The organism is Burkholderia sp. BCC1644, from assembly GCF_902833225.1.
In the GTDB taxonomy this organism is placed as follows: domain Bacteria; phylum Pseudomonadota; class Gammaproteobacteria; order Burkholderiales; family Burkholderiaceae; genus Burkholderia.
Genome location: NZ_CADFEI010000008.1, coordinates 59450 through 85514 on the forward strand (window position 1 = coordinate 59450; position 26065 = coordinate 85514).

At 65.8% G+C, this 26065-nt stretch carries 28 protein-coding genes, 1 tRNA gene and 1 pseudogene; 14 read left to right on the plus strand and 16 right to left on the minus strand.

Translation table 11 applies throughout. From position 1 onward, the window contains the following. Nucleotides 1-11 precede the first annotated feature (11 nt). The 3 genes from HWX87_RS17465 to HWX87_RS17475 all read left to right on the plus strand — a co-directional run bounded on the left by HWX87_RS17465 (nt 12) and on the right by HWX87_RS17475 (nt 1393). On the plus strand, nt 12-458 hold the full coding sequence (locus HWX87_RS17465) for a copper chaperone PCu(A)C (RefSeq protein ID WP_176048278.1): 447 nt from the start codon (nt 12-14) through the stop codon (nt 456-458). 33 nt (nt 459-491) lie between these two features. After that, complete coding sequence (locus tag HWX87_RS17470; protein WP_176048279.1) at nt 492-665, plus strand: hypothetical protein; 174 nt, start codon at nt 492-494, stop codon at nt 663-665. A 98-nt stretch (nt 666-763) separates the two neighbouring features. Continuing rightward, complete coding sequence (locus tag HWX87_RS17475) at nt 764-1393, plus strand: LysE family translocator (protein WP_176048280.1); 630 nt, start codon at nt 764-766, stop codon at nt 1391-1393. Between the two features lie 13 nt (nt 1394-1406). Here the strand turns inward: HWX87_RS17475 and HWX87_RS17480 are convergent, their stop codons facing one another. Next, nucleotides 1407-2720, minus strand: coding sequence for a leucine-rich repeat-containing protein kinase family protein (locus tag HWX87_RS17480; RefSeq protein ID WP_176048281.1), 1314 nt, complete (start codon nt 2718-2720; stop codon nt 1407-1409). Nucleotides 2721-2861: 141 nt separating this feature from the next. On the opposite strand from HWX87_RS17480, the gene HWX87_RS17485 reads away from it, so the two are divergent. Beyond that, nucleotides 2862-2946 (plus strand) — tRNA-Leu (locus HWX87_RS17485). Nucleotides 2947-3166: 220 nt separating this feature from the next. On the opposite strand, the gene HWX87_RS17490 is transcribed toward HWX87_RS17485, so the two are convergent. Further along, the gene (locus HWX87_RS17490) at nt 3167-3877 is read right to left on the minus strand and encodes an NAD(P)H-dependent oxidoreductase (protein ID WP_176048282.1); all 711 of its coding nucleotides are present in this window, start codon (nt 3875-3877) and stop codon (nt 3167-3169) included. 134 nt (nt 3878-4011) lie between these two features. On the opposite strand from HWX87_RS17490, the gene HWX87_RS17495 reads away from it, so the two are divergent. After that, nucleotides 4012-4995, plus strand: coding sequence for a helix-turn-helix domain-containing protein (locus HWX87_RS17495; protein WP_176048283.1), 984 nt, complete (start codon nt 4012-4014; stop codon nt 4993-4995). A 355-nt stretch (nt 4996-5350) separates the two neighbouring features. Continuing rightward, entirely contained in the window at nt 5351-7177 is a 1827-nt protein-coding gene (locus HWX87_RS17500) for a hybrid sensor histidine kinase/response regulator (RefSeq protein ID WP_176048284.1), read from the plus strand. Here HWX87_RS17500 and flhC read toward each other — a convergent pair. Then, entirely contained in the window at nt 7174-7806 is a 633-nt protein-coding gene (gene flhC / locus HWX87_RS17505; protein ID WP_176048285.1) for a flagellar transcriptional regulator FlhC, read from the minus strand. The genes HWX87_RS17500 and flhC overlap by 4 nt on opposite strands. After that, nucleotides 7803-8228 carry a flagellar transcriptional regulator FlhD gene (locus tag HWX87_RS17510; RefSeq protein ID WP_244137704.1) on the minus strand — a complete coding sequence of 142 codons (426 nt, stop codon included), beginning with the start codon at nt 8226-8228 and terminating at the stop codon, nt 7803-7805. The genes flhC and HWX87_RS17510 overlap by 4 nt, the downstream gene beginning before the upstream one ends. Before the next feature lie 350 nt (nt 8229-8578). On the opposite strand from HWX87_RS17510, the gene HWX87_RS17515 reads away from it, so the two are divergent. Then, nucleotides 8579-9211 (plus strand): response regulator transcription factor, encoded by a 633-nt coding sequence (locus tag HWX87_RS17515; protein WP_176048287.1) that lies wholly within the window; start codon nt 8579-8581, stop codon nt 9209-9211. A 14-nt stretch (nt 9212-9225) separates the two neighbouring features. Here the strand turns inward: HWX87_RS17515 and HWX87_RS17520 are convergent, their stop codons facing one another. The 3 genes from HWX87_RS17520 to HWX87_RS17530 all read right to left on the minus strand — a co-directional run bounded on the left by HWX87_RS17520 (nt 9226) and on the right by HWX87_RS17530 (nt 13718). Further along, nucleotides 9226-10419 (minus strand): right-handed parallel beta-helix repeat-containing protein, encoded by a 1194-nt coding sequence (locus HWX87_RS17520; RefSeq protein ID WP_347880177.1) that lies wholly within the window; start codon nt 10417-10419, stop codon nt 9226-9228. 797 nt (nt 10420-11216) lie between these two features. Further along, nucleotides 11217-12524, minus strand: a complete 1308-nt coding sequence (locus HWX87_RS17525) for a dicarboxylate/amino acid:cation symporter (protein WP_176048289.1) — start codon at nt 12522-12524, stop codon at nt 11217-11219. Between the two features lie 309 nt (nt 12525-12833). Continuing rightward, entirely contained in the window at nt 12834-13718 is an 885-nt protein-coding gene (locus HWX87_RS17530) for a LysR family transcriptional regulator (RefSeq protein ID WP_176048290.1), read from the minus strand. Nucleotides 13719-13797: 79 nt separating this feature from the next. Between HWX87_RS17530 and HWX87_RS17535 the strand changes: the two genes are divergently transcribed. Beyond that, nucleotides 13798-15099, plus strand: a complete 1302-nt coding sequence (locus tag HWX87_RS17535) for an aspartate aminotransferase family protein (protein ID WP_176048291.1) — start codon at nt 13798-13800, stop codon at nt 15097-15099. A gap of 68 nt (nt 15100-15167) precedes the next feature. On the opposite strand, the gene HWX87_RS17540 is transcribed toward HWX87_RS17535, so the two are convergent. Continuing rightward, nucleotides 15168-15917, minus strand: a complete 750-nt coding sequence (locus HWX87_RS17540) for an SDR family oxidoreductase (RefSeq protein ID WP_176048292.1) — start codon at nt 15915-15917, stop codon at nt 15168-15170. 43 nt (nt 15918-15960) lie between these two features. On the opposite strand from HWX87_RS17540, the gene HWX87_RS17545 reads away from it, so the two are divergent. Next, a complete protein-coding gene (locus tag HWX87_RS17545) occupies nt 15961-16938 on the plus strand; it encodes an AraC family transcriptional regulator (protein ID WP_176048293.1) in 978 nt (325 codons plus the stop codon). 30 nt (nt 16939-16968) lie between these two features. Here HWX87_RS17545 and HWX87_RS17550 read toward each other — a convergent pair whose 3' ends face one another. Both HWX87_RS17550 and HWX87_RS17555 read right to left on the minus strand, forming a co-directional pair. Beyond that, the gene (locus HWX87_RS17550; RefSeq protein ID WP_176048294.1) at nt 16969-17550 is read right to left on the minus strand and encodes a TetR/AcrR family transcriptional regulator; all 582 of its coding nucleotides are present in this window, start codon (nt 17548-17550) and stop codon (nt 16969-16971) included. A 101-nt stretch (nt 17551-17651) separates the two neighbouring features. Next, on the minus strand, nt 17652-18104 hold the full coding sequence (locus tag HWX87_RS17555; RefSeq protein WP_176048295.1) for a MaoC family dehydratase: 453 nt from the start codon (nt 18102-18104) through the stop codon (nt 17652-17654). Between the two features lie 169 nt (nt 18105-18273). Between HWX87_RS17555 and HWX87_RS17560 the strand changes: the two genes are divergently transcribed. The 3 genes from HWX87_RS17560 to HWX87_RS17570 all read left to right on the plus strand — a co-directional run bounded on the left by HWX87_RS17560 (nt 18274) and on the right by HWX87_RS17570 (nt 20290). Further along, a complete protein-coding gene (locus HWX87_RS17560; protein WP_176048296.1) occupies nt 18274-18915 on the plus strand; it encodes an isochorismatase family cysteine hydrolase in 642 nt (213 codons plus the stop codon). A gap of 62 nt (nt 18916-18977) precedes the next feature. Next, nucleotides 18978-19838 carry an AraC family transcriptional regulator gene (locus HWX87_RS17565; RefSeq protein WP_176048297.1) on the plus strand — a complete coding sequence of 287 codons (861 nt, stop codon included), beginning with the start codon at nt 18978-18980 and terminating at the stop codon, nt 19836-19838. Between the two features lie 44 nt (nt 19839-19882). Next, nucleotides 19883-20290, plus strand: a complete 408-nt coding sequence (locus tag HWX87_RS17570) for a DUF2000 family protein (RefSeq protein ID WP_176048298.1) — start codon at nt 19883-19885, stop codon at nt 20288-20290. A 40-nt stretch (nt 20291-20330) separates the two neighbouring features. On the opposite strand, the gene HWX87_RS17575 is transcribed toward HWX87_RS17570, so the two are convergent. Further along, the gene (locus HWX87_RS17575; protein ID WP_176048299.1) at nt 20331-20777 is read right to left on the minus strand and encodes a DNA-binding protein; all 447 of its coding nucleotides are present in this window, start codon (nt 20775-20777) and stop codon (nt 20331-20333) included. Beyond that, a complete protein-coding gene (locus HWX87_RS17580; protein WP_176048300.1) occupies nt 20743-21348 on the minus strand; it encodes a nucleotidyltransferase domain-containing protein in 606 nt (201 codons plus the stop codon). The genes HWX87_RS17575 and HWX87_RS17580 overlap by 35 nt, the downstream gene beginning before the upstream one ends. 168 nt (nt 21349-21516) lie before the next feature. On the opposite strand from HWX87_RS17580, the pseudogene HWX87_RS17585 reads away from it, so the two are divergent. After that, nucleotides 21517-21648 (plus strand): annotated as a pseudogene (locus tag HWX87_RS17585) (DUF2000 family protein); the annotation flags it as partial. 27 nt (nt 21649-21675) lie between these two features. Here the strand turns inward: HWX87_RS17585 and HWX87_RS17590 are convergent. From HWX87_RS17590 to HWX87_RS17605, 4 genes are all read right to left on the minus strand, one after another. Continuing rightward, the gene (locus tag HWX87_RS17590) at nt 21676-22026 is read right to left on the minus strand and encodes a VOC family protein (protein ID WP_176048301.1); all 351 of its coding nucleotides are present in this window, start codon (nt 22024-22026) and stop codon (nt 21676-21678) included. A gap of 65 nt (nt 22027-22091) precedes the next feature. Beyond that, on the minus strand, nt 22092-23015 hold the full coding sequence (locus tag HWX87_RS17595; protein ID WP_176048302.1) for a DMT family transporter: 924 nt from the start codon (nt 23013-23015) through the stop codon (nt 22092-22094). 13 nt (nt 23016-23028) lie between these two features. Continuing rightward, on the minus strand, nt 23029-24018 hold the full coding sequence (locus HWX87_RS17600; RefSeq protein WP_176048303.1) for a 2OG-Fe(II) oxygenase: 990 nt from the start codon (nt 24016-24018) through the stop codon (nt 23029-23031). A 29-nt stretch (nt 24019-24047) separates the two neighbouring features. Then, nucleotides 24048-25028, minus strand: a complete 981-nt coding sequence (locus HWX87_RS17605; RefSeq protein WP_176048304.1) for a hypothetical protein — start codon at nt 25026-25028, stop codon at nt 24048-24050. 133 nt (nt 25029-25161) lie between these two features. Here HWX87_RS17605 and HWX87_RS17610 point away from each other — a divergent pair, with 133 nt between their 5' ends. Beyond that, nucleotides 25162-26013 carry a LysR substrate-binding domain-containing protein gene (locus HWX87_RS17610; RefSeq protein ID WP_175840895.1) on the plus strand — a complete coding sequence of 284 codons (852 nt, stop codon included), beginning with the start codon at nt 25162-25164 and terminating at the stop codon, nt 26011-26013. Nucleotides 26014-26065: the final 52 nt, after the last annotated feature.

Here is a 26065-nt window from a genome sequence, read left to right on the forward strand (position 1 = left end):
GAGAACAAACGATGAAACGCTCGATTCCGACCGCCCTGCTGTTTGCACTGCTGGCGCTGCAAGCCCCTGCCACGTTCGCTGCGCCGGCCGTGCAGGCCGATGCGTGCTGGATCCGCGCGATGCCGGCGACGGTGCCGTCGTCCGGCTACTTCACGCTGAAGAACGACGGCGACGCACCCGCCACGCTGACGGGCGTCGACAGCCCCGCATACGGCATGGCGATGGTGCATGAAACGCAGACAAACGGCAGCACCGCGAAGATGGTTCATGTCGACTCGGTCGTCGTCCCCGCGCACGGCTCGGTAACCTTCAAGCCGAAGAGCTATCACGTGATGCTCGAGGAACCGCGCAAGCCCGTCGCACCCGGCGCGAAGGTGCCGTTCCGGCTGCATTTCGCCGACGGCTCGACGGTGTCGGTCACCTGCGACGCGAAGCCGCCGACCTACGCCGGCCAGTAACGCGCCCCCGTACCCCGATCGAAGGAGACGCACATGAAAGACCGCCTGCCGCTGGCCGACCTGATCGTCCGTTACCGGACGCCGCTGAATCTTGCCGTGCTGATCGTCTGCGGGTTATGGGCCGCGTGGATCGCGTGGATGACGCGGCCCGCCGCGATCGACACGCCGCCGTCGATCCCCGCGTACTGCATGCGCGACGCGCGCTGACGCGCCGCGGCGGCACGATTCCGGCGGCCGCACGCGCCATTATTGGCGTGGCATCCTCGATGCATCCCGACCGCCGGAACCGCCACTCGGAGCGACGCATGTCCATTCAGACCTGGATGCTGTTTGCCGCAGCCTATCTCGCCACGACGCTGTCGCCGGGGCCGAACGTGCTGCTCGTGATCCGCAACACGGTGCGCTACGGCACGCACGGCACCGCCGCGACGATCGCGGGCAACCTCGTCGCGCAGGGTGTGGTCGTGCTGCTCGTCGCGCTCGGCGTCGGCGCGGTGCTGGCCGCGATGCCGCCGCTGTTCGTCGCGATGAAAGTTGCGGGCGCCGCGTACCTGATGGTTCTGGGCGTCCGGCAATTGCGCGGCGACCGCAAGGCCGCCGCGTCGGCCGGTGCCGCGGCAATCGCCGTGCCCGACCGCAGGAAGCTGTTCCGCGAAGCGCTGTTCGTATCGGGCAGCAATCCGAAGACGATGATCTTCCTGTCGGCGTTCATGCCGCAGTTCATCGTGCACGATCGCCCGCTCGCGCTGCAGTTCGTCGTGATGTACGCGACGATCGCCTGCACCGTCGTGGTCGTTCACAGCGTCTATTCGGCCGGCGCGCGCCGGTTCCATCGCGGTTTCGGCGCGAGCCGCGCGGTGCGCGCACTCAAGCGCGCCAGCGGGCTGCTGTTCGTCGGGCTCGGGATCAAGCTGCTGACCGCGCGGCAAGCGTAAGCGGGCGTTCGCGTCAGCGCATGTGGGAGGCGAGCGCCGCCGTGATCTCGTCGAACGACGGACGCGCGTCGACATCCTCGTTCACGCACGCCGCCGCAAGCACATCGAGGGCCGTCGTGCGCGGCTCGCATCGCTCGAGCAGTTCGCCGAGCAGATAGCCGAACGCGCGTACTTCGAGCCGTTCGAACCTGCCGCCACGCATGCGGTCGTTCACGTCGTAGAGCGACGCCGCACCGAAATCCCCGAGCAACGCGCCGCCTGCCCCGTCATGCAGGATGTTGTGCGCATACAGGTCGCCATGCATGATGCCGCGCGCATGCAGATGGCCGGCGACCGATGCGATGCCGTGCGCGATCCGCACCGCTTCGGCCGGCGCGAATCGCACGTCGGCCGCATACACGTCGCGCGTGCAGGATGCGAAGCTCGGCGGCCCGGCGAGATTCTTCAGCGCGGGATCGACCAGCTCCATCACGAGGCCGTGCGTGCCATCCGGATGCCCGCGCACCTTGCCGATCACCGGGATCAGGTCCGGGTGGCGGCCGGCGTGCAGGCACGCGGCCATTTCGCAATCGGGCAAGCCGTCGCTCGTCACCGCGCCCTTGAACAGCTTGACGGCGACCGCCCGCGACGGCTGCCCTTCCGCTTGCCATTGCGCGCGGTAGATGACGCCCGATGCGCCCTCGCCCAGCTTCTGTTCACACGAAAGCGCCGCCCAATCGATCTCGGTGACGTCCGGCCCCGCAGAAGCCGCGGCCTCCGGCGCCGCGCCGAACGGATTGCCGGCGGCGGCGAGCCACGCGAGGCGCGGCTGGCGCAGCAGCCAGTCGGGCAGCGCATCCAGCCGGTTCGCCGACAGGCGCACCAGTTCGAGCGCCCGGCATGCGGCCATTTCGGCCGGCAGCGCGCGCAGCTGATTGCCCGCGAGCATGAGCTTCTGCAAGCGCGAGCAGTCGCCGATGTCGGCAGGCAGCGCATCGATTGCGTTGTCGGTAAGGATCAGCCAGCGCAGCGCGCGCGGCAGCGCGCCGTGCGGCACCGTGCGAATCCGGTTCGCCTTGAAGCCGATCATGTCGAGTTGCCCGCACGCGCCGAGCACGTCGGGGAACGCGGTGAAGCGATTGCCGGACGCAAACAGGATGCGCAGGCGATGCAGCCGCGGCAGGTCGTCCGGCAGCGCGGACAGCGCATTGCCGGTCAGGTCGAGCACTTCGAGCGTGTCGGCAAGATCGAAGATCTCGCGCGGAAATTCGGTCAACCCGCATGCGAGCTTGAGTTGCCGTGCGCCCGACAGTTGTCCGGCCTGCAGTTGTTCGAGGGTGTGGGTCACGGGAGAAAACAGGTTGCGGTTGCGATGATCATCAGGCCGATCCGACGAATTCTACCGGGATCGCCTTCGTGCAAAACCACAACCTTGTCACGGCCCCTTCACAAACGCGCAATGTGACGTTAGAATTGCGCCCCTTGCAGTGCCGACGTGGTGAAATTGGTAGACACGCTATCTTGAGGGGGTAGTGGCGAAAGCTGTGCGAGTTCGAGTCTCGCCGTCGGCACCAGGTTAATGCAATGCGCTGCCAGCCAGCGCAGTTGCCCATCGGGCAGCAACCGGCGAAGCGCATCGCCGTCGAGCCGGCCACCGCGCCGTCCACGATATCGCCTGCCGATGTCGACTTCCGGATCACCTCGCCGCGACCGCACACGCCCAGGCACTACGACGACAACGACCTGCTCACGCACGTCATCGCCCCGTCTTGCGTCACATCTCCGTTCCCCAAGTCACGTTCCGCTCTTGAGCGGATACAGTTGCGCGTCGAAGTCGTCGAGACTCGGGAACACCAGCGGCTGCTCCGCCGCCAGCGACGGCAACCGGTTTCGCCACGCATCCAGATAGCCGCCCCGTACTTCGTTCGACACATACGGCACATGCCACGCGATGAACGGTTCGAGTACGTCGAGACCGGTGTACGCAAGCGTCCCCTGCAACAGGTGCCGCAGCATGCCGTGCAGCGAACCATGCACGCCGTCGTTGCCGAACATGTGCGCCTGCCCGCCCAGCGTCAGGCTCACGATCGCGCGCTTGCCCTTGAGACCGCCCCGATCGTAGAAGCGCATGCCGCCGTAGACGGCGCCGGACACGAGCACGCGGTCGATCCACCCTTTCAGGATCGCGGGCGTCGAGAACCAGAACAACGGGAAATTCAGCACGAGCAGGTCGCATCGCATCAGCTTGTCGAGTTCTCCCCGGATATCCGCGCTGATGGTGCCGCTGGCGACGCCATGACGCTGCTCCAGCGCATACACGCAGTAGTCGTCGTTGGCGCGCGCGCCGAAGTCGTTCGCCGATGCGACGGGGTTGAAGCCCATCGCATAGAGATCCGACACCTCGACTTCATGCCCTTCCGCGCGCAACACGTCTTCGGCGGTCGTTTTCAAAGCAGTGCAGAACGATTGAGGCTCGGGATGAGCGTGAACGATCAGGACTTTCATGGCAAGGGCTCTCGATTGAACGAATGGATCGTGATCCGGCCGGCTCGGCACGCGATCACCCGGTAGCGAAAGTGTCGCCGGTCGCCGGGTTGCTGTACATTGTCGAAATTGACTAATGTTGTGCCGAAACCGCCATGCACCGCGCCGCCATCCTTGCCTATGACGATTGCTACGCCTTCAGCCTGGGCGGGTTCGCCGACATCCTCCAGGTCGCGAATTCGCACCTGAAGAAGCAGCACGGGGAAACCGGCACGCGCTACGAGTGGCATTTCGTGTCGCAGTCGGGCGGCCCGATCCGCACCAGCAACGGTCTCGAGGTGAACACGCAACCGATCCGGCCGCGGCAGCGGTTCGACCTGGTGTTCATTCCGAGCGCGCATTACGCGGGGCACAAGGCGTTCGACAGGTTGCTGGCGAGCCAGTCGGGCGCATGCGATTGGCTGATCACGCAGTGGAATGCCGGCGCGTGCGTCGCGGCCAATTGCACGGGCACGTTTCTGCTCGCGCAAACCGGCTTGCTGGACGGACGCGCGGCGACGACGACGTGGTGGCTCGCCGATCAGTTTCGCGCCCGGTTTCCGCGCGTGAACCTTCAGGTCGAACCTGTCATCACCGAAGTCGATCGCCTGATCTGCGCCGGTGCATCGGCGTCGTATCTCCTGCAGACGATTCACATCGTCGAGCGCCTCTCCGGCCCGACGGTCGCGTCGCTTTGCGCGAAAACCATGCTCATCGACGTCAGCCAGACGCGCCAGACGCCTTACCTGCCGCTGCTCGCGGACAAGGCCCACGGCGATTCGCTGGTTCATCGCGCGCAGCACTGGCTGCAGAAGAACATGGCAAAAGAGGTGCGGATGTCGGCGCTCGCGAACGAACTCGACGTCAGCGAGCGCACGCTGATTCGCCGCTTTCAGGCCGCGCTGAACCAGACCCCGCTGCGCTATTTGCAAAGCCTGCGGATCGAGGCGGCCCGCGGGCTGTTCGAGGCCGCCGACCTCACGATCGAGGAAGTGGCCGTCAAGGTCGGCTATAGCGACGTGAGTTCGTTCTGCCGGTTGTTCAAGGAACGGGTGGGACTGAGCCCGGGTGCTTATCGCGGACGCTTTCGCACGTCGTGACGTGACCGGCGCATCGCCCCCGCCGCGCATCCGTCACGACGCCAGCACTTGCTGCATACGCGCCGCAGGCAAGCGAGTGGCGGCACGGCCCATGCAGTCGATGCACCGCTTCCCCAGCTGCCCGATCGCATGTAACGGATTGCGCACCACCGAAACACAATTCGACGCGACCTCGCGATAATTTCAATCGGCAAGCTTCAATTACATTTGCATTCCTGATCAACTTGACGATTACGCAAGAAAATGCAGCGTATTTCCCGTTCGCAGCGACTATGCTGCTGTAACGGGAATACGCGTCTGTGCCGGGCGCGCTGATACTCCCCGCTGCCGTGCGCAGCGATCTGGGTGAACGCCTATGCAGTCGCGAGACCGGATTGCCTCGGAGCAGGTCAGGATCGTCTACGACGCCGTGATGCCCTACGCGGTCGGCAGCATGTTGCTTGCCGTTTTCGCGACCCTGTCGATCGGCTGGCTCGGCCGCCCGTCCCCTGCCTCGGGCCTTGCGTGGACCCTCTACATTGCCGCGTGCTCGGTCGGCCAGATCGCGCTGTCGCGCCTGTATCGCCGATCGCCGTCGTCCGCGAGCCACTGGCGGCGCTGGGCGCTGTGGTCCTCCACCTTCAGCACGGCCACCGGCATGGGCTGGGGATGGGCCTCGATTCATCTCGCGACGCACGCGGATTTCGAAATCGCGAGCCTGGTGGTCGTCGCGACGACCGGCGTCGTTGCCGGCGCCATCCCGGTACTCGGCACGTACTTTCCGGCGTTCATCGCCTTTCTGTTGCCGGCCACCATCCCGTATATCGGCGCCGCGATCCTGTCGACGAACGCGCTCCAGCGGGCGACCGCGCCGATGATGCTGCTGATCGCGTGCGTGGTCGGCTATCTCGGGCTGCGGGCGAACCGCGCGGCCACGCAGAACATCCGCCTGCGCTTCAAGGCCGAAGGGTACGCCGTCGATCTGCGGACGCAGAACGAACGGATCGAGCGACTCGCCGTCGACCTCGACTGCCAGCGACGCATCGCCGACCAGGCCAATCTCGCCAAATCGCAATTCCTCGCGGCGGCCAGCCACGATCTGCGCCAGTCCGCGCACGCGTTGAATCTGCTGATCGGCGCGCTGCACGGCATCCCGATGCCGCCGGACGGGCGGCGGCTCGTCGAGCGCATCGAGCGCTCGTCCGACGCGCTCAGCCGGCTCTTCGGCGCGCTGCTCGATCTTTCCCGGCTCGATGCCGGCAGCGTGGACGTGCAATGCCGGCCGTTTGCCATCGACACCGTGCTCGAATACGTCTGCAACGACTGCCTGATCGATGCGCGAGCGAAAGGCGTCGCGCTGTCGCGCGTTCCGTGCCGCGCGGTGGTTCAGTCGGATCCGCTGCTGGTCGAACGCATCGTGCGCAACCTCGTCTCCAACGCGGTGCGCTATACCGAGCGCGGCAAGATCGTCGTCGGCTGCCGGCGCCGCGGCACCCGCCTTGCGATCCAGGTCTGGGATACGGGCTGCGGCATTCCCGATCACCTGCAGAAGCTCGTGTTCCACGAGTACTACCAGGTCGGCAACGCCGAACGCGATCACGAGAAAGGCTTCGGGCTCGGGCTCGCGATCGTGCGACGGCTCGCCGGCCTGCTCGACGGCCGGCTGGCCGTGCGCTCGACGCCCGGCCGCGGCTCGTGCTTCGAAGTCGCGATCGCGCTTGCCGCATGCATGCCCGACCCGCTCGACATGCCCGTCGCCGGTCACGACGACGTGCCCGGCTCGACGGGGCTGGTGGTCGTGGTCGACGGCAATCGCGCGACCCGCACCGGGTTGTCCGGGCTGCTGGCGACGTGGGGCTACGAGACGATCGCGGTTCGCTCGGGCAAGGAGGCGCTGGACCGGCTGTCGGCCGGCGAGCGGCAGCCCGATCTGCTGATCTGCGATTACCTGCCGCCTCGCGGCGAAAACGGCCTCGCGGTGATCGAGCGGCTGCGCCGGGACGTCGACGCCGCCCTGCCCGCCTTGCTGATCAGCGGCGATACGACCGACGAACAATTGGCCGCGGCGCACACACGCGGGCTGGTTCTGCTGCACCGGCCGTTGCCGAACGGCAAACTGCGCGCGGCGGTCGGTCATCTCGTCGCCGCCGGTGCGCGCCGGCGCGCGACGGCCGACGCGGACGCCCGCGGCGTCGCGATCTAGCAGCACCGCGCGTGCTCGCCGGCCGTTGCCGGGTCGAGCACGACGCATGCATTCGCGCCGGATGCGCTCCCGGCAGACGACGCCTGGTTTGCGCGGCCGGTGCGCTTGCCCGCTCGCGCGGGCGGCCGGCAGGCGACGCAGACGCGATTGGGCCGCAGGTCGTGACGATGGATCACGAATGCGGCGTGGCATCGGACACAGCGGGCCGTCGACAGCACGCCACCGTCGACGAAACGCACCAGCATCCACGCGCGCGTCAGGTCGAGCAACGGATCGCAGCGCGCCGCACCGCATCGCCCCGCATACAACCCGTAAGCCTTCACCAGCGCGTCGAGTCGCGAACACCGCGCGTCGATCCGCAGGAAGCTGTAGATGTTGTGGAACAGCGACGCGTGGATGTTGGCCATCCACGTCATGTACCAGTCGCTGGAAAACGGCAGCAGGCCTTTCGGCGGCGGCACGCCGCGCACCTCGCGATACAGGCGGACCAGACGCTCATGCGGCAGCGCCAGTTCGATCTCGAGCATCTGCGGACGCGCACCGAGCCGGATCAGCGTCACGGCATCGAGGACGAGCCGTGCGTTATCGGCAAGACTCGTCGCATGCGCGTGCTCGGCGCCGCCGTTCACGGCGTATCCTGCTCGAACGCCCCGATACTGGAGAACGCCAGCGCGACATGCAGCGGCGCGACCTCGTCCGGCGGCCCATGCCTCGCGAGCGCCTCGACCGTACCGCAGCGGCTCAGCCGCAGCACGCAGATCAATTGCCCCGACGACGCCAGGTTCAGCATCGATCGCATCGACAGGCCTTCCAGTGCGCCCGCCATTTCCGGCGTCGTGCCGAGGCGAAACATGCCGGTCGCGCGATCCGTCCGCAGCAACCGCTGCGCCAGCCACAGATAAGACATGTTCAGGTCACGAATTAAATCCTCTTCATTGATAGTTTCCATATTGCACCTTGATTGATATCGAATCAGGCTGATGGAGACACTCGTCAAATCCGTGCGAAGGAACATGTCTCGTTTTACGGCGTGAATCACCTGTTTCAGCATCAATTGCCCGATTTCCAGAAGGCAATCAATTGAAATAAACAGTGCACTCCGTATTGGCACGTTCGGTTCTTTTTATCGTATAGTCTGCACCCGGGATCGATCGCTCCCCGAAAAATCTCGGCTTCCGCAGCTTGCCCGGCCCTTGCCATCTCGATCTTCGTTACGCTCGTTGTGCGTCCCAGCGCACCGAAAACCGCGACGATTCAGTGTCAACCACGCTTTACCGGATGTAAATCCGACGTTAGCCCATGGAAAGACGGCGTCGAATACGACCAAAGTATTAAGACTTTTCGAAAACCCGGATTCCACATTAGCGAAAGATATCTGCCTCCGGCTTTATTTTTATTTTCATGAAAATACTCATTGTCGATGATCATCCGGTTCTGCGAGACGGCGTGGCGACATTGTTGCGTCAGGATGATGGCGGGATGGTCGACATTCAGGCGAGCAACGCCGACGACGCGATGCGGCTGCTCGAGCTGCACGCGGACCTCGACGTCATCGTCCTGGATCTGAAAATGAGCGGCATGGACGGGTTCGCCGCGATTGCCGGAATCACGCAGCTTCGGCCCGAACTGCCGATCATCGTGCTGTCTTCGTCCGAGGACCCGCATGACGTACGCGCCGCCTTCACGCATGGCGCGCTCGGCTACATCCCCAAGTCCGCCACCGCGCACACGCTGCTGTCGGCCATCAAGATGGTGATGAACGGCGAGCGGTACGTGCCGCCGCTGCTGCTCGACGTGCAATCGACGCATCGCGACCCGCCGCCCGCGCACGAATCCGACAGCCCGCGCCTGACATTGCGCCAGCTGGACGTGCTGCGCCTGATCGCGCAAGGCGTGCCGAACAAGCTGATCGCCGACCGGCTCGGCCTGTCCGAGAAAACCGTGAAAGCCCATATCACCGCCATCTTCAAGGCATTGCACGTGCGCAATCGCACCCAGGCGGCGGCCGCGGGCCAGCGCCTGGGGCTCCTCTGATCGCCGTCGCGGCATCATCGCGCCGCGCCGGTCGCCGGCGCCGCACTGCCCGACGACTGCATCAGGCCGGTACGCACCTGCGGCATCGCCGTCGTCGCCGCACCGGCAGCCGCGATCGTGCCTGACGACGATGCGCCGACCGGCTGGACCAGTGCGATGCCGTCCAGCGTGTTGCCGCTGGCGACGATCTGGCTGGCCGTGCAGCCGCTCGACAGCAACGACACCGCGGTACCCGCAATCGACGCGAACGTGTTGCCCTCGACCGCGAACTCGCATACGTTGCCCAGGGCCCGGAAACCCGAATAGCCCGATCCCGTCACGCGATTGCGCGTGACCTTCACGGTCGACACCGTGCCCGACCACGTGTCCAGTTCGAGCGCGCCCTGCTGTGTCGGCTGCAGCCCGTTGTTCACGTTCGAATTCTGGATGTTGGTCACCACGTTGCTGTCGATCACGACGTTCGATGCGCCGTAGGTACGCCAGCTGTCCTCCTGGGCAACGAGGATTCCCGCCGCCTTCTGCACGCCGGCGACCGTGTTGTTCGAGATCGTCACGGCCTGGCCGCCGACCACCGAAATGCCGCGCCCCCAATAATTTCCCGACACGGCATTGCGATCGATCAACACGTTGTGGCTGATGCGGCCGTCCGCCAGATAGCTGACGACGGAGATCAGGTCGTCGCCGGTGCCCGTCACCGTATTGCCCTGCACGAGCACGTTGGTCGAACCGTAGGTCGTATGGATGCCGTCAGCCAGCGTGGCGTTCACCGTATTGCCGACGATCGCGACGTTGCTGCCGCCGTACACGAAGATGCCGGCGCTGGCGCCGCCCTGGATCGTCACGCCGAGCACCTGGACGCCCGTGCCCGTCACCTCGACCTTGGTCGATGCCGGCGTCGTGAGCCGCGTCGTGCCGGTGCCGGCCAACGTCACGCCCACCAGCGTCGAGCCGGTGCCGCTCATCACGATCGTCTGGTCGGATGGATTGGTCGCGACGAGCGTGGCGCCGTAGCCCGATACCACGACGCCCGAGATCGCCACCGACAACGAGCGGCTGACCGTGTAGCGCCCCGGCGCGAGTATCAGCGTCTGCCCGGCCTGCAACGCATTGAGCGCAGCCTGCAACGCATCGGTCTGGTCGCTGCCGTCGCTTGCCGGCCGGATTGTCGCGGCCGCCGGTACGGTTGGCGCCGGTGCCGCCGGTCGCATCCGCGTGCCATGTCGCGGTGCGTTGTACTCCGTGAGCGTCGCTGCGCAAACCTGGACCGGGAAGCTGGCAACGGCGCACGCCCATGCGACAACCCCGGCGCCGACGATACGAAATGACCTGGTCATGATGACCCCCTCGATAGGCATTCGCCCGACGCAGCGCACGATGCGACGGCATCCGGTCGCATGGCGTCGACGGTCGGCCGGCGTACCGGCGCGACACGTGTCGAACATCAGGGCGTAACGATTTCGTCCGGAAACAGTCGGGCAACGCCCGTGCCAGGCCATTGCCCGCTCGCCTGCCGATACCTGGCGGGCCGCTCCCCCAAGAGCGGTCGATGTCGACGGTGCCGGCAGCGTGCGACCGTCGGGCGACATGCCGAAGCGCTTGCGCGAGCGACGTGGGGCGGCCGGCTTCGGGTCCCGTCCCGTACGATCATTTCGCTCGATTGGAAGTCTATTTCGCCATCCGCGCGCGTAAATCGGACAGAAGCCGCGCGACCGTCGTAGGACGGGTCCCGAGCCTGTATGGCGGCGCAGAACGAGACGGCGTACGACTCGTCAGGCCGGCACGCGTGTGTTGCGAAGCAACGGAGGGAACCTCAGGAGAGAGACAGCAGGCCGCAACCGGGATCGATTCCCGATCGGGTAGACGAAGTCATCGGACGGACAAGATTCCGGTAATACTCAGGAGTACGTTCGAATGTGGATGTGTCGGTCGTTCACGAGAACGGAGACATGCGAATCGCGCAGACGCACGATTCGGCGTCTGCGCGGGAGGAAGGTGGCGCGGCCGGTCAGGCGCCGGCGGTCTGCTTGACCGATGCGGCCAGTTCCGCGTCCATGAGTGCGGCGTTCGCCTCCGCGTCGCTCTCCGACAGCAGCTCGCCCTCCCATTTCGCCACCACCGCACTGGCGATCGAGTTGCCGACCGCATTGGTGGCCGAGCGCCCCATGTCGAGGAACGTGTCGACGCCGAGGATCAGCAGCAGGCCGGCTTCCGGGATGTTGAACTGGTGCAGCGTCGCCGCGATGACGACGAGCGAGGCGCGCGGCACGCCGGCCATGCCCTTCGACGTCAGCATCAGCACGAGCAGCATCGACACCTGCGTGCCGAGCGACAGATGAATGCCGTAGGCCTGCGCGATGAACAGCGACGCGAACGTGCAGTACATCATCGAGCCGTCGAGATTGAACGAGTAGCCCAGCGGCATCACGAAGCTCGAGATCTTGCGCTTCACGCCGAAGCGGTCGAGCGCATCGAGGATCTTCGGGTACGCCGCCTCGGAACTCGCCGTCGCGAACGACAGCATGAACGCTTCCTTGATCAGCACCAGCAGCTTGAATACGCGCGGGCCGATGAACAGCAGCCCGGCCAGCACGAGCAAGGTCCAGAGCAATGTCAGGCTCAGGTAGAAGTCGGCCATGAACACGGCGAACTTGTACAGGATCGACAGCCCGTTGACCGCGACCGTCGCCGCCATGGCGGCCATCACGGCCAGCGGCGCGAGCTTCATCACGTAGCCGGTGATCTTCAGCATCATGTGCGACGTCTGTTCGATCACGGCCACGAGCGTCGCGGCCCGTTCGCCGAGCGAAGCCAGCGCCACCCCGCAGAACATCGAGAACACGACGATCTGCAGGATCTCGTTGTTGGCCATCGATTCCGCGAAGGATTTCGGCACCATGTGCCCGATGAAATCCTTCAGCGTGAACTTCGACGTCGCGAGATTGGCCGTCGCGCCGATATCGGGCAGCGGCAGGCCGAGGTTCTCGCCGGGCCGCAGGATGTTGGACATCAGCAACCCGAGCAGCAGCGACAGCAGCGAAGCCGTCACGAACCAGCCGAGCGCCTTTGTAAACACGCGCCCGACCGACGCCGCGTCGCCCATGTGCGCGATGCCGACCACCAGCGTCGAGAACACCAGCGGGCCGATCACCATCTTGATCAGCCGCAGGAACACGTCGGATACCAGCGAGATATAGCCGGCGATCTCCGTCGCGGCCTGCTTCTCCGGAAAATTGGTGTAAATCATGTAGCCGATGATGATCCCCATCACCATCGCGGCCAGGATCCATACGGCCGCGCCTCCCCTTCTCTTCATGATAAGGATTCCTTTTAATTATGAACGAGTGAGCCTCGTCGAAATCGATTGACCGGCCATCCGGGATCAATCGCCACGTGGTCGCTTCGATCCGCCTCCACCGGATCGATCCGGTCGCGCCGACGCCTTACAGATCGCTTCCTTGCTTGCCTGTAAGGCGCCACGCGCTTCGCCGGAAACCCGATCCTCCCGTTTCATATTCCGGCGCACAAGGCGCGCTGACATTCATTGACAATCCATCGGCAGACCTGACGATGCGATCCGGAAATCCATTGTCGAAAACCCGATGGCAGCGCCCAACGTCACGCGTCACAACAACGGCAACGCATTCCGGATGTGCTCGGCAAATGCCGCCGTCAGATGCGACGGCCGTTTCCGGTCGAATTTCAGCGTAATGCCGACAGCCGGCAACGGCGGCAGCCGCGGATCGCCGGTGACGATCGCGAGGTCGGCCGGCACGGCCGTCTGCGTCATTACCGCGAACGCCTGCCCCGAGCGCACCAGCGCGATCAGCCCCGCGAGGCTGCTGCTTGCATACGCGACGCGGTAATCGCGGCCGACGCGATCCAGTGCTTCACAGGCGGCGATGTGATCGAGCGTGTCGCGATCGGACAGCGCGAGCGGCAGCGGATCGAAATGTTCGGGCTCCAGCCCTGGATAACCGATCCACACGAGCTGCTCGCGGCGAATGATGTCGTCGTTCGCGCCGTCGTCCGGCAATGAAATCATGGCGAGATCGACCGCACGTTTGTCCAGCTGTTCGATCAGCCGCGGTGTCGGCCCGCACACGACCTCGACGATCGCCTGCGGATGCTGGCTCGAGAACTGCCGCAGCAGCGACGGCAACCAGACCTCCGCGTAATCGTCCGGGCACCCGAACCGGATCGTCCCCGACAACCCCGTGCCGCACAGGTCGGCCATCGCCTCGTCGTGCAGCCGCAGGATGCGTTGCGCATGCACGAGCAGCCGCTCACCCGGATGCGTCAGCACCACGCCGCGGCCGGTGCGCTGGAACAGCGGCTGGTCGACAATTTCCTCGAGCCGCTTCATCTGCTGGCTGAGCGCCGATTGCGTCCGGCCGACGCGCGCAGCCGCGCGGCTGAGCGCGCGCACCTCGGCGATCACGACGAACGAACGCAGCAGGTCGATTTCAAGCGGGCGTCCCAAGGTATTAGCTCCTTTTCTACCTTGCATTAGAACTATTCGTTTCCATCAAACCAGACGCGCGCCTAGACTGCAAGCGATCCCTGCCCCCTTTGCCCGGAGACGCGCGATGTCCCTGAACGACGATGCAACCTTCTGGCGCAACGCCAGGCAGCACCTGGTCCGCTACGGCGGCACGTTCGAGCCGATGATCATCGAGCGCGCGAAAGGCAGCTTCGTCTACGACGCCGACGGCCGTGCGATCCTCGATTTCACGTCGGGCCAGATGAGTGCGGTGCTCGGCCACAGCCATCCGGAGATCGTGTCCGTGATCGGCGAATACGCGGGCAAGCTCGACCATCTGTTCAGCGGCATGCTGTCGCGGCCGGTCGTCGATCTCGCGACGCGCCTCGCCGACGTCACGCCGCCCGGGCTCGATCGCGCGCTGTTGCTCAGCACCGGCGCGGAATCGAACGAGGCGGCGATCCGGATGGCGAAGCTCGTCACCGGCAAGTACGAAATCGTCGGCTTCGCGCAGTCGTGGCACGGCATGACGGGCGCGGCCGCGTCGGCCACGTACAGCGCGGGACGCAAGGGTGTCGGCCCGGCCGCCGTCGGCTCGTTCGCGATTCCGGCACCGTTCACGTACCGGCCGCGCTTCGAGCGCAACGGCGCCTACGACCCTTTCGCCGAACTCGACTACGCGTTCGACCTGATCGACCGCCAGTCGAGCGGCAACCTCGCCGCGTTCATCGCGGAGCCGATCCTCAGTTCGGGCGGGATCATCGAGCTGCCGGAAGGCTATATGGCGGCGCTCAAGCGCAAGTGCGAGGAACGCGGGATGCTGTTGATCCTCGACGAAGCGCAGACGGGCGTCGGCCGTACCGGCACGCTGTTTGCATGCCAGCGCGACGGCGTGACGCCCGACATCCTGACGCTGTCGAAAACGCTCGGCGCCGGGCTGCCGCTCGCGGCCATCGTCACGTCCGCGGCCATCGAGGAACGGGCGCACGAACTCGGCTACCTGTTCTACACGACGCACGTCTCCGACCCGCTGCCGGCCGCGGTTGGCCTGCGCGTGCTCGACGTGGTGCAGCGCGACGGGCTCGTCGCACGCGCCAACGTGATGGGCGACCGGCTCCGGCGCGGCCTGCTCGGCCTGATGGAGCGGTTCGACTGCATCGGCGACGTGCGCGGGCGCGGGCTGCTGCTCGGTGTCGAGATCGTCAAGGATCGCCGGACGAAGGAGCCGGCGGACGGGCTCGGCGCGAAGATCACGCGCGAGTGCATGAAGCTCGGGCTCAGCATGAACATCGTGCAGTTGCCCGGCATGGGCGGCGTGTTCCGGATCGCGCCGCCGCTGACCGTCAGCGAGGAAGAGATCGACCTCGGGCTGTTGCTGCTGGAGCAGGCGATCGCACGCGCGCTGTAACGCCCGTCTCCGCGTCACGCGATCCGTCGCGACGGTTCGACCGGCCGGCGCGACGGATCGCGCAGCAATCAGCCGGCTTCCGCCGCCCACGCTTGCGCATCGGCACCGGCCGGCATGCGCATCGGGCTCGACGGATCGGTCGCCGCACGCCATACGGCCTCGGCGACATCCTCCGCATGGGTAATCGGCGCGGACGCATCGAGCATCCGCGCAATCGCCTTCCCGACGAAGTCCGCATACGCTTCGTGCTCGAAGCCGTGCATGTTCGCGCGCGCGTTGTCGCCGAAACGCGTATCGGGCGCGCGGCCCGGCAGCACGAGATGCGTACGCACGCCGAACGGTGCGAGTTCGACCGCCATCGATTCGGTGAACGCGTTGACCGCCGCCTTGCTCGCGCGGTACGCGCTGACCAGCGGCAGCACCTTCAGCGTGACGCTCGACGTGACGTTCACGACCACGCCGGCGCCGCGCTCGCGAAACTGCGGCAACACGGCCTGCGTGAGCGCGATCGTGCCGATCGTGTTGGTCTCGAACAACGCGCGTACCGTGTCGAGCGGCGTCAGCTCGGCCGGTGCGGCCGCGCCGAAGCCTGCGTTGTTGACGAGCACGTCGATCGGGCCGGCCGCCTCGATCGCGGCGCGGATGCTGTCCGCGTTCGTCACGTCGAGCGGCAGCACGCGCAGGTTCGCAGACGGCGGCAGCACGTCCTCGCGCGGCGTGCGCATCGTCGCGACGACCCGCCAGTCGCGGGCCAGGAAATGGCGGGCGATCTCGAGGCCGAAGCCGGAAGAACAGCCGGTGATCAGTACGGTCTTCATGCGAACTCCTGTGAGGTGTGTGGGGCAGGTGTTCGTACGATAGATGGCGGGATCCGTATTCGCTACAATCGAAAATCCGCTTTTCTTTTGCGAGAGTCCGGCGATGATCGACCCGCTGACCGAAGTCGTGACGCTGTTGCAACCGGGCGCGCGGTACTCGAAGTACGTGCGCGGCGCGAGTCCGTGGGCGATCAACCGCACGGTCGCCGGCGAGCCGTTCTACTGCGCGATCCTCGACGGCGGGTGCCGGATCGCGATCGACGGGCACGCACCGATCGAACTGCTGCCCGGCGACTTCATGCTGATTCCGGCCGCGTACGGCGTCGCGATGTCCAGCCTCGAACCGCCCGCGCCGGGCGTCGAAACCGCGCCGCCAGTCGCACTCGACCACGGCGAATACCGGATCGGCGACGCCGCCAACCCGGTCGACACGCGGATGATGGCCGGCAACTGCACATTCGGTTCGCCCGACGCGTCGCTGCTGGTGTCACTGCTGCCGCGATTCGTGCACGTGCGCGGCGAACCGCGGCTGACCACCCTCGTGCAACTGGTACGCGACGAATCGCGTGCGCAGCGGCCTGCCCGCGAGATCGTGCTCGCGCGCCTGCTGGAAGTGCTGCTGATCGAGGCGCTGCGCTTCACGTCCGGCACGAACGCGTCGCCCGGCCTCGTGCGCGGGCTTGCCGACAGCCGCCTCGCGGCCGCGATCCGGCGGATGCACGAACGTCCCGCGCATCCCTGGACGATCGTCGAACTGGCGAAGGAAACCGCGTTGTCGCGCTCGACGTTCTTCGAACGCTTCAGCCGCGCGGTCGGCGTCGCACCGATGGAGTATCTGCTGACGTGGCGCATGGCGCTCGCGAAGGACCTGCTCCGCCGCAACGAGGGCCGCATCGCGGAGATCGCGGGGCGTGTCGGCTATAGCTCGGCCAGCACGTTCAGCGTCGCGTTCACGCGGCACGTCGGCCGGCCGCCCGCGCAATATGCGCGCGACCAACAGGCGACGGCGAACGACGCGTGAATGGCCGGGCCCGGCCGGCCCTGCGCCGGCTCACGCATCGCGCGGCCGGTCGACCAGCGCGCGCTCGACGTCGGTTGCCCATTTCCTGTCGCCGGTCGCACGAGCCAGCAGGTTCGCGCCGACCATCGCGGCGAACGCGACACGCAGTTCGTCGTCGGACATCGCGCACGATGGATCGTCGCGCGCCGCAGCCACGAAAGTCGCATACAACTCGCGGACGCCATCCCGATACGCGTCGTTGAACGCATCGCTCGCATGATGGGGGGCGGCATCCTGCCCGAGCGCCACCATCGGGCAGCTCCGCTCCGGCGCCTTCTTGCCCAGGTAATACGCGACCAGCCGCCGCCAGCCGCCCGCGACCGGCCGGCCGGCGGCTTGCACCTTCGCCTTCCAGTTCTGCGCGGCACGTGCGAACCCGGCCGCGCAGGCTTCCGTGACGAGCGCGTCCTTCGACGCGAAGTGGTTGTAGAACCCGCCTTGCGTCAAGCCGACGCGCGCCATGATCTCGGCGATGCTGACGGCAGCCACGCCGCCGCTACGCACCACCGCATCGGCTTCCTCGACGATGCGCTCCCGGTTCCGGTCCGCCTGCTCGCGATTCGAACGTCCCACGAAATATCCGCTCCTGCCTGAAAAAACACCTTCGATTCCCGGCGCGACACCGACGCCCGTGGCCGTCGCCGCGCGCGCCGGATCGGCCGCCACCCGCGAGTCTAGCGCGTCGTGGCGTCGCGCCGGAACACGACCAGCCGCGCGATGGAGCGCTGGCAGCACTCGCCGTCCTGGTTCAGCGTGTCGCTCTGCACCGTCACCACGCCGCGCTCCGGCCGCGAGCGCGACGGCGCGATCGCCATCACTTCGCTGACGACATGCAGGACGTCGCCGGGCCGCGTCGGCCGTGGCCACGTGACGTCGCTGCCCGCACCGATGATCCCGTTCGCGATCGGCACGCTCTCGACGATCAGCTTCATCGTGATCGCGGCCGTCTGCCACCCGCTGGCGGCCAGCCCGCCGAAGAACGTGTGCCGCGCCGCATCGTCGTCCAGATGGAAGACCTGCGGGTCGTACGCGCGCGCGAATGCGTGGATCTGGTCCGCATCGATCCGATATTCGGCGCTCGTATACCGATCGCCCACTTTCATGTCTTCCAGATAGATCTTCGTCATGCTCATCGGATTCCTCAGTCGATTGGGTTCCAGCGGGCCGGAGATCGCGCACGATGTCGCGCCGCTTGCGTGCGACTCGCGCCCGAACGTAGAATAAATTACGACCAACCTTTATTATTTGCAAGCGGTCAATCGCGGCGACCGGTGCGAACCTTCAAGGAGCATTTCGATGACGACGTATGAACCGGCAGTCACGGCCCTGCTGTGCGTGGATCTGTACAACGATTTCCTCAGCGAAGGCGGCAAGCTGTTCCCGTGGATCAAGGACATCGCGCGCGAGAACAACATGATGGACAACCTGCGCACCGTCGTGCAAACGGCGCGCGACGCGGGCATCACGGTCTGTCACGTGCCGCATCACCGCTGGGAGCCGGGCGACTACGTTCGCTGGAAGTATCCGACGCCGTACCAGCTCGGCGGCGCGCAGCATCAGGTGTTCGCGAAAGGCACATGGGGCGGCACGTTCCACGACGACTTCCAGGTGCAGCCCGGCGATATCGTCGCGACCGAGCACTGGGCGTCCAGCGGCTTCCCGAATACCGATCTGGAACATCAGCTGAAACGCCATGGCAAGGAGAAGATCATCCTCGTCGGGCTACTCGCGAATACCTGCATCGAGGCGACGGCGCGCATCGGGATGGAACTCGGCTTCCACGTCACGCTCGTGCGCGATGCGACGTCGGCCCGCTCGCACGACGCACTGCGTGCCGCGCACGACATCAACGGGCCGACCTTCGCGCACGAGATCCTGTCGACCGATGCGCTCGTCGCGGCAATCCGGGCCGGGGCCGGGGCATCCGGCAGCGCGTGAGCAGGCGGCATCGGCGTACACTGCCGGACACGTCACGACGCGGCACGCAACGAGCAATGGAGATGGACACGGCGACGAACGGCAGCAACGCGCGCGACCACTGGCTCGTCGCGCGGCGCGATGCGGAAACCGGCATCGAAAGCCTGCATGCGCATTTCAGCGGCCATGCATACGATGCGCACGATCACGACGACATGCTGGTCGGCTTCACCGAGCAGGGTGTGCAGCAATTCCAGTGCCACCGGTCGGTGCATACGAGCGTGCCGGGACGTGCGATCCTGATCGAGCCGGGCGCGCTGCACGACGGCCATGCGCCCGAAGCGGGCGGTTTCACGTACGGCATGCTGTACCTGCCGCAGGCATGGGTCGAACGCGCGGCGCGCCGGCTGGATCTGCCGGGCCTCGGCGGCGTCGAAGCCGCGTTCGGCCATACGCTGGTCGACGATCGCGGCCTCGTCGACACGATCCGGCAGGCGTTCATCGCGCTCCACGGCGACGAGGGCAAGCTCGCACGCGACCAGGCGCTCGACCGCCTGCTGACGCGGCTTGGCGGCGAGTTGCGCGCGCCGCTCGCAACCACCGGCGGCAATGCCGTCGCGCCCGCGATTGCCCGCGCGCGCGATCTGCTGCATGCGCGCATGAGCGACGATATCGGCCTCGACGCACTCGTCGATCTCACCGGGATCGACCGGTTCCGGCTGACGCGGCTGTTCCAGCGCGCGTACGGCACGTCGCCGCACGCGTACCTGGTGCGCTTGCGGCTGCGCGCCGCGCGCCGCCTGCTGGCCGCCGGCCGCACGCCGGCACAGGTCGCGGCCGACGTCGGCTTCGCCGACCAGAGCCACCTCGGCCGCTGGTTTCGCCGCGCATACCGGATCACGCCGGCCGCGTACCGGCAAATGTGCACAAACGTTCCAGACTGATTGCACGCGGCATTCGATCATGTGCGCTTCAACGAGGAGCAATCATGTTCGATACCAAGGTGGCGCTGATCGTGCGAGACGATCTCGCGGCGTGGCAGAAACTCAATGTCGTCGCGTTTCTCGCGACGGGCGTCGCGGCTGAAGCGCCCGAAGCGCTCGGCGAGCCTTACGAGGATGCGGCGGGACGCCGCTACGGCCGCATGCTGGGCCAGCCGATGCTGGTGTTCGCGGCCGATTTGCATGGATTGCAGGCGGCGCACCGGCAGGCGCTGTCGCGCGAACTCACGATCGTGCCCTACGTGCACGCGATGTTTTCGACCGGGCACGACGCGGCCAACCGTGAGGTGTTTCGCGCCGGCGATGCGGCGCATCCCGACCTCGTCGGGCTCGCGTTGCGCGGGCCGAAGAAGGCGGTCGACAAAGCGGTGAAGGGGTTGGCGTTGCATGCGTGACGCATCGGCGTTTCGAGTGGGCGATTCGACACGGTAGCGGCTACGGTGTGCCCGACAACTCCGGCTTGTTCCCGTCCAACCACGCCTTTACGTCCATCAGGAGCGCCGTCGCACTATCGAAACACTCGCGAACCGCGGACGCCTGAACCACATCCCCGGAGTAATCGGACAGGTTGCGCTGCTTGCGCAGCGCGTCCAGTACGATCATGCGCTCGACCGGCAAACCGATTGTCTGTGGAAGCGTCTGGATCGCCGTCTGGTGGTGCCCCGGCCGGCTCGTCAACGTACGATAACCGTTCGCGTGCAACGCCAGCATGGCGAGTTGCATGATCGCCTTGTACGCCGCATCGAAGCGATTTTCGTTGCTCAGTGCCGCGATTTGCGCATCCGCCAGATTTCGTTCCGCCGCGGCCAGCAGGCGCGTCGCCTGCACCCGGTCCGGCCGGACTGAATCAAGACTGACGCCGAGCAAGTTCTCCAAGGTCATGGTCGCGACCAATCAAGAAAATCTTGGGCTTTCCAAGCACGTCCCGCAAAAATGCGTCCTGCCCGGCAACGCCGTCACGAAACTCGTCCTCCGACAGCACCTTCGGATTGATGTCCCGCCCCAACGTAGCCTGTGCGTCGTAGAACAGCCGGACCACCGTTGCGAAGCCAACCGAGCCAATCACCATCACATCGACGTCACTGTCCGCCGTTTCCTGGCCGCGCGCGACAGAACCGAACACGAACGCCACACGGATTTCCTCGGCGCACGGCAACAGCGCTTCGGACAGTACGTCCCCCATACCCGAGGTCTTTCGCATGATCGAAGCCAGTTCCTCGTAGACCGGACAACTTCGATTGGCTTGATAGCGCACCTGATTGCCTTGCCGATCCCGGCTCAGGATGCCGGCTTCGGCCAGCTTGCTCAGTTCCTTGTGCAGCGTACCGGGCGTCGTGCCCGTCAAACGGGCGATTTCGCGAACGTGCAACGCCTGATCGGGCCGCAACAGGAGCAAGCCCAGCGCGCGGCGCCGATAGTCACCAAACAGGGTCGAGGCAATGGATCGTAGCATGATTGGCTTCGATTGTAGCTCAATTGGCTACAAGACATAGTCCGAGTCGCCGATTTTGCACCGATTCGGGCCGATCACCGAAATGTAGCCAATTTGACTACGATCAGAGCAGAATTTGCTACATGCATGCCGCGATCAGCATGCAGCCTGTCACGTCATGGCGATGCCGGGCACGACGCGGCCAACCGCGAGGTGTTTCGCGCCGGCGATGCGGCGCATCCCGACCTCGTCGGGCTCGCGTTGCGCGGGCCGAAGAAGGCGGTCGACAAAGCGGTGAGGGGGTTGACGCTGCATGCGTGAACGCCGCGCCCGGCCCGGCATGCCGGCTCAGCGATGCGCGAGCACGTTGACGAGTTTGCCGAACGGATCGCGCACGTAGAAGCGTCGCACGCCCCACGGCTCGTCGGCGGGACCGTATTCGACGGGAATGCCGGCCGCACGGACCCGCGCGAGCGCTTCATCGACATCGTCGACCTCGATCGACAGATCGGGCGTCGGCGTGCCCGATCCGCCCTGCGACGCGAAACTGATCTGCACGTCCATCTGCTCGGCATTGCCGTAGGTCGCGATCCAGCCATGATCCATCAGCAGGTCGAGACCGAAGAGGTGCCGGTAGAAACGCTTTGCGTCGTCGACCGATCGTGTGTCGATGTTGGCGACGATCCGTTTGACTTTCATCGGGTTCCTTCGCGAGTCGGGTCGTCTCGCGACGCTACACCGGAATCGCCCGCGCGACCAGCGCGTCAGCGGCCGGCCGCTTCCATCTCCGCGCGCCGCGCCCGCGCGGGCCGCTCGACGTGCTTGCCGGCCAGCCACACGCCGATCGCGACGACGACGATGCCGAGATAGGTCGTCACCTCGATCCGGTCGCCGAACATCCATGCGGCCCACATCAGCGTCACCGGCGGTTCGAGATAGACGAGGGTCGCCACGCGCGTCGCGGGCATCCGCTTGAGCAGCGCCCACAGCGACAGGTAGGCGATGAAGGTCGAGAACACCGTCAGCCACACGACCGACACCCATACGTTCGGCTGCGTCGGCACATGCAGGTTGCCCGTGACGATCCCGCACGCCGCGAACAGCACGAGGCTCACGCATCCTTGCACGAATAGCGGCAGGAACAGCCCGTCCTCGTTGCTGCGCGCGGCCGTCAGCGCGCGCCGGCGCTGATAGATCGTCGCGATCGACAGCCCCAGCGCGGACACCAGCGGCAGCAGGTACATGACGATCCCGACCGACCCTGCCGGCAGCGCATACTGCCCGCCAATCACGATGCCCACGCCGACGAACCCGACGACGAGCCCGGCCCACTGGCGCGCCCCGCTGCGCTCGCTGCCTTCGAGCGACGTCATCGCGGCGGTGATGAGCGGCTGCAGCGCCGCGACGATCGCGGCGATGCCCGGCGGCAGGCCATGCTGAATCGCGATATACACGCAGGTCAGATAGAGAAACTGCGACAGGAAGCCGATCACCGCGTGATAGCGGATTTTTTCGAGCGTCAGCCGCCCGAGCTGCCGGTTGAGGACGATCGCCAGGCACAGCGTGACGAGCAGGAACCGCCAGAACAGCAGGTTGAATGCGCCGGCCGTTTCCGCGCCGAGCTTCGCGCCGATGAAACCGGAACTCCACGAAAACACGAAAACGAGCTGAAGCAGGAATAGCTGCATGGAGCGACGGTTCTCAGAAGGTGGCCGGGAACAGGCGCTGGTCGGCCAGATCCTCGGGCCGGATCGGTTCGAGCCCGAGACGGTGATACTGCAGTTCGGCGTCGTCCCTGAGCGCGCGCTGCAGCGCCAGCCAGTTGACGATCGTGCGCGGAATGCCGTCGTCCGACGCGAGATGCCAGAACCCGTTGTCGTCCTCGCGCGTGTACGGGCAATGAAACGACAGCACCAGCGACATGCGGCGCCCGGCCTCGACCGGCTCGACACCATGGAACAGCTTGCTGCCGTAGATGAGCAGCGCGTCGCCCGCGGTGTCGAGATTCGCCGTCTTCACATGGCGCCGTTCCTTGTCGTGACGATCGAACGTCTCCGCAGTCGATTCGTAGAACAGAAAGTTGCCGCCCTCGTAATCGGCGCGATCCGACAGCACGATGTTCAGCACGAAACTCGTGCCGTCGGTATGCCACATACCGAGCTGTTCCTTGCCGTGGTCGCGCGAGTCCGTCGGATAGTAGTAGTTGAACTGCGAGCGCGCATTGACCATCGGATACGGGATCAGCGGCGCACCGGCAAGACGCGACACCCTCATCAGGAATGCGCGGTCGTGCATCATGTCGTCGATGAACCGCGAGCGGTTCGTCACCGCACGCACGCGCTTCGAGATGATCCAGTTGCTGCTCGACGCGCTGCGCTCCAGCGCGCGGCCGATCTCGCGCAGCGCGCTCACCGCTTCGCTGGAGAACAGCCCGCGCAGGTGGCACACCGCATTCAGCGAATCCGAGCGCGTGCCGCGCATCGGCACGTCGCGGTAGCCGAGATCGTCGAGGTTGCGGCGATATCGCACCTGGTAACCGTCGCGCAGGCAGGCGCTCGTCCAGCGCATCGGTTCCTTCGACGCATCGATCGCGCCTTCGACGTTCACGCCTGCGGACAGCGACGTCTGCAACGCGAGCCGCACGCGATCGAACCCTCGCGCAAACACCGGCAATGCATTTCCCTTGTTCATCGCGCGCCTCGCTGTCGACGTATCGGCATTCAGCCCTTGAACTGCGCAATCTGGTACACGACGCTGCCGTCGCCGCTACGCAGCTCGTCGATCACGCGGCAATTGCCGTGGCTCAGGCGTACGTGGCGGAATTGCTCCGGCGTGTATTTCAGGCAGACGTTGGTGATCAGATGCCCGTCGGCCCCCGCTTTCGACACCGGTTGCAGCGTGACCGCGACATGAAACTGGTCGCCGAGCAGATTGAGCCGCACGATCGACACATGATGCTCGCCCTGCGGCTCGAAGCCCTGCTGCCGGCTGACGATCTCGGAGAACCTCACCATGTTCTCGTTCCGGTAGAAGTTGTAGATGGGCTCTTCGCGCCCCTCCACGAGCAACTGCATCTCCGACACGACGTAGGTCGACTTGCCGCCGAGATTGCGGATGAGCCGGCCGATCGTCACCGGCAATTCGTTGCCTTCCTGGAACCCGAGCATCGTGATGAACGTCACGTCCTGCCCCAGGTCGATATGGTTCCACTGCACGTTGCGGTAATCGTCGGCGATGTAGTTGAAGCAGCCGGGCGTTTTCAGGAACGGCATGATCGCGTGCCGCATCGCGTCTTCCGACGACTCGTTGATGTCGACGGCCGTGTAACGCAGATGGTCCGGCCCGCCGCCGCTGACGGCCTTCATCAGCTCGGTCGTCTTGACCGGCTCGGGCCCGAGCTCGATGTAATGGACATCGCGGCCGCGCGACAAGGTGGCCAGCCGCTCGCTCAGATCGCCGATCGCTTCGCGCAACGAACCGTTGCCGTCGCGATCCGCGCACAGCGCCGGGCTTCGTACGCCCAGCTCGTTCAGGTTGCGCATCAGCGAGAAGACTTCGCGCCCCGCTTCCCTGCGCCGCGCGTCATCGTCAGCGCGATTCAGCGTCGAATACTTTTCGTGATTCTCGACCGTCCATACCGACTCCGCCTTCAGCTTCCTGTCCCGCACCAATGCATCTACGACAAAATCATTGATCGACATGAATCGTTCCCCGGATGCGTGCAACGCCCGACCGGCTGCCTGCCGTTGTCTGCCTGTTGACCCGAGAATATGGGATGCTCAATAATTCCGTCAATCGACATTACCTGAATCACTGATTCGGAAAAACCAAATCATGCCGCGCACCCTGGACGTCGACCTGCTGCGAACCTTCCACGCCGTCGCGAAGCTCGGCCGCTTCAAGGATGCGGCCGCCCATGTGAACCGCAGCCCGTCGTCGGTCACCGCGCAGATTCAGAAGCTCGAGGAAATGGTCGCGCAGCGCCTGTTTACGCGAAACAACCAGGCGGTCGAACTCACGCAGTACGGCCACAAGCTGCTGAGCGACACCACCGAGTTCCTGTTGAGCCACGACCGGCTCGTCGAGTCGCTGTCGCCGCAAATGCTGACCGGCAAGCTGCGGCTCGGCATCCCCGATTCCTACGCGGCGCACTTCATGGCGGAATTCCTGCCGCGTTTCGCCGCCGATCGCCCATTGCTCGAACTGACCGTCGAAGCACGCTCCAGCGAGGAACTGCAGCTGCTGTTCTCGCGCGGGCAGCTCGACATCACGATCGCCGTCGTGCCGAAGGCGCCGCCGCACGCCGAGCTGCTCAGCAAGACCCATCCGGTGTGGGTCGCCGCGCGCACGTTCAAGTTCAATCCCGACGCGCCGCTGCCGATCGCGGTGCAGCTGCAGGGCTGCCCGTACCGCGACACCGCGCTGAACGCGCTGAAGAAAGCGAAGATCGCGCACCGGATGCTGCTCGAAAGCGCCAGCTCGCCAGCGGTCGAAGCCTGCATCGCGAACGGCCTCGCGGTCGGCCTGATCGAGCACGATCGCGTGTCGGGCAACCTGACGAGCCACGTCGCCGGGATCGTGCTGCCCGATCTCCCGCCGCACCTCATCACCATCCTGACGGACGACAGCAATCGCGCCGCGCTGCATCTGCGCGACGTACTGAAAAGCACGTTCAGGATCGGATAGGAAAGACCAGGCCGGGAACCGGCCTTGCATGCGAAAACGTACCGACAAGCAA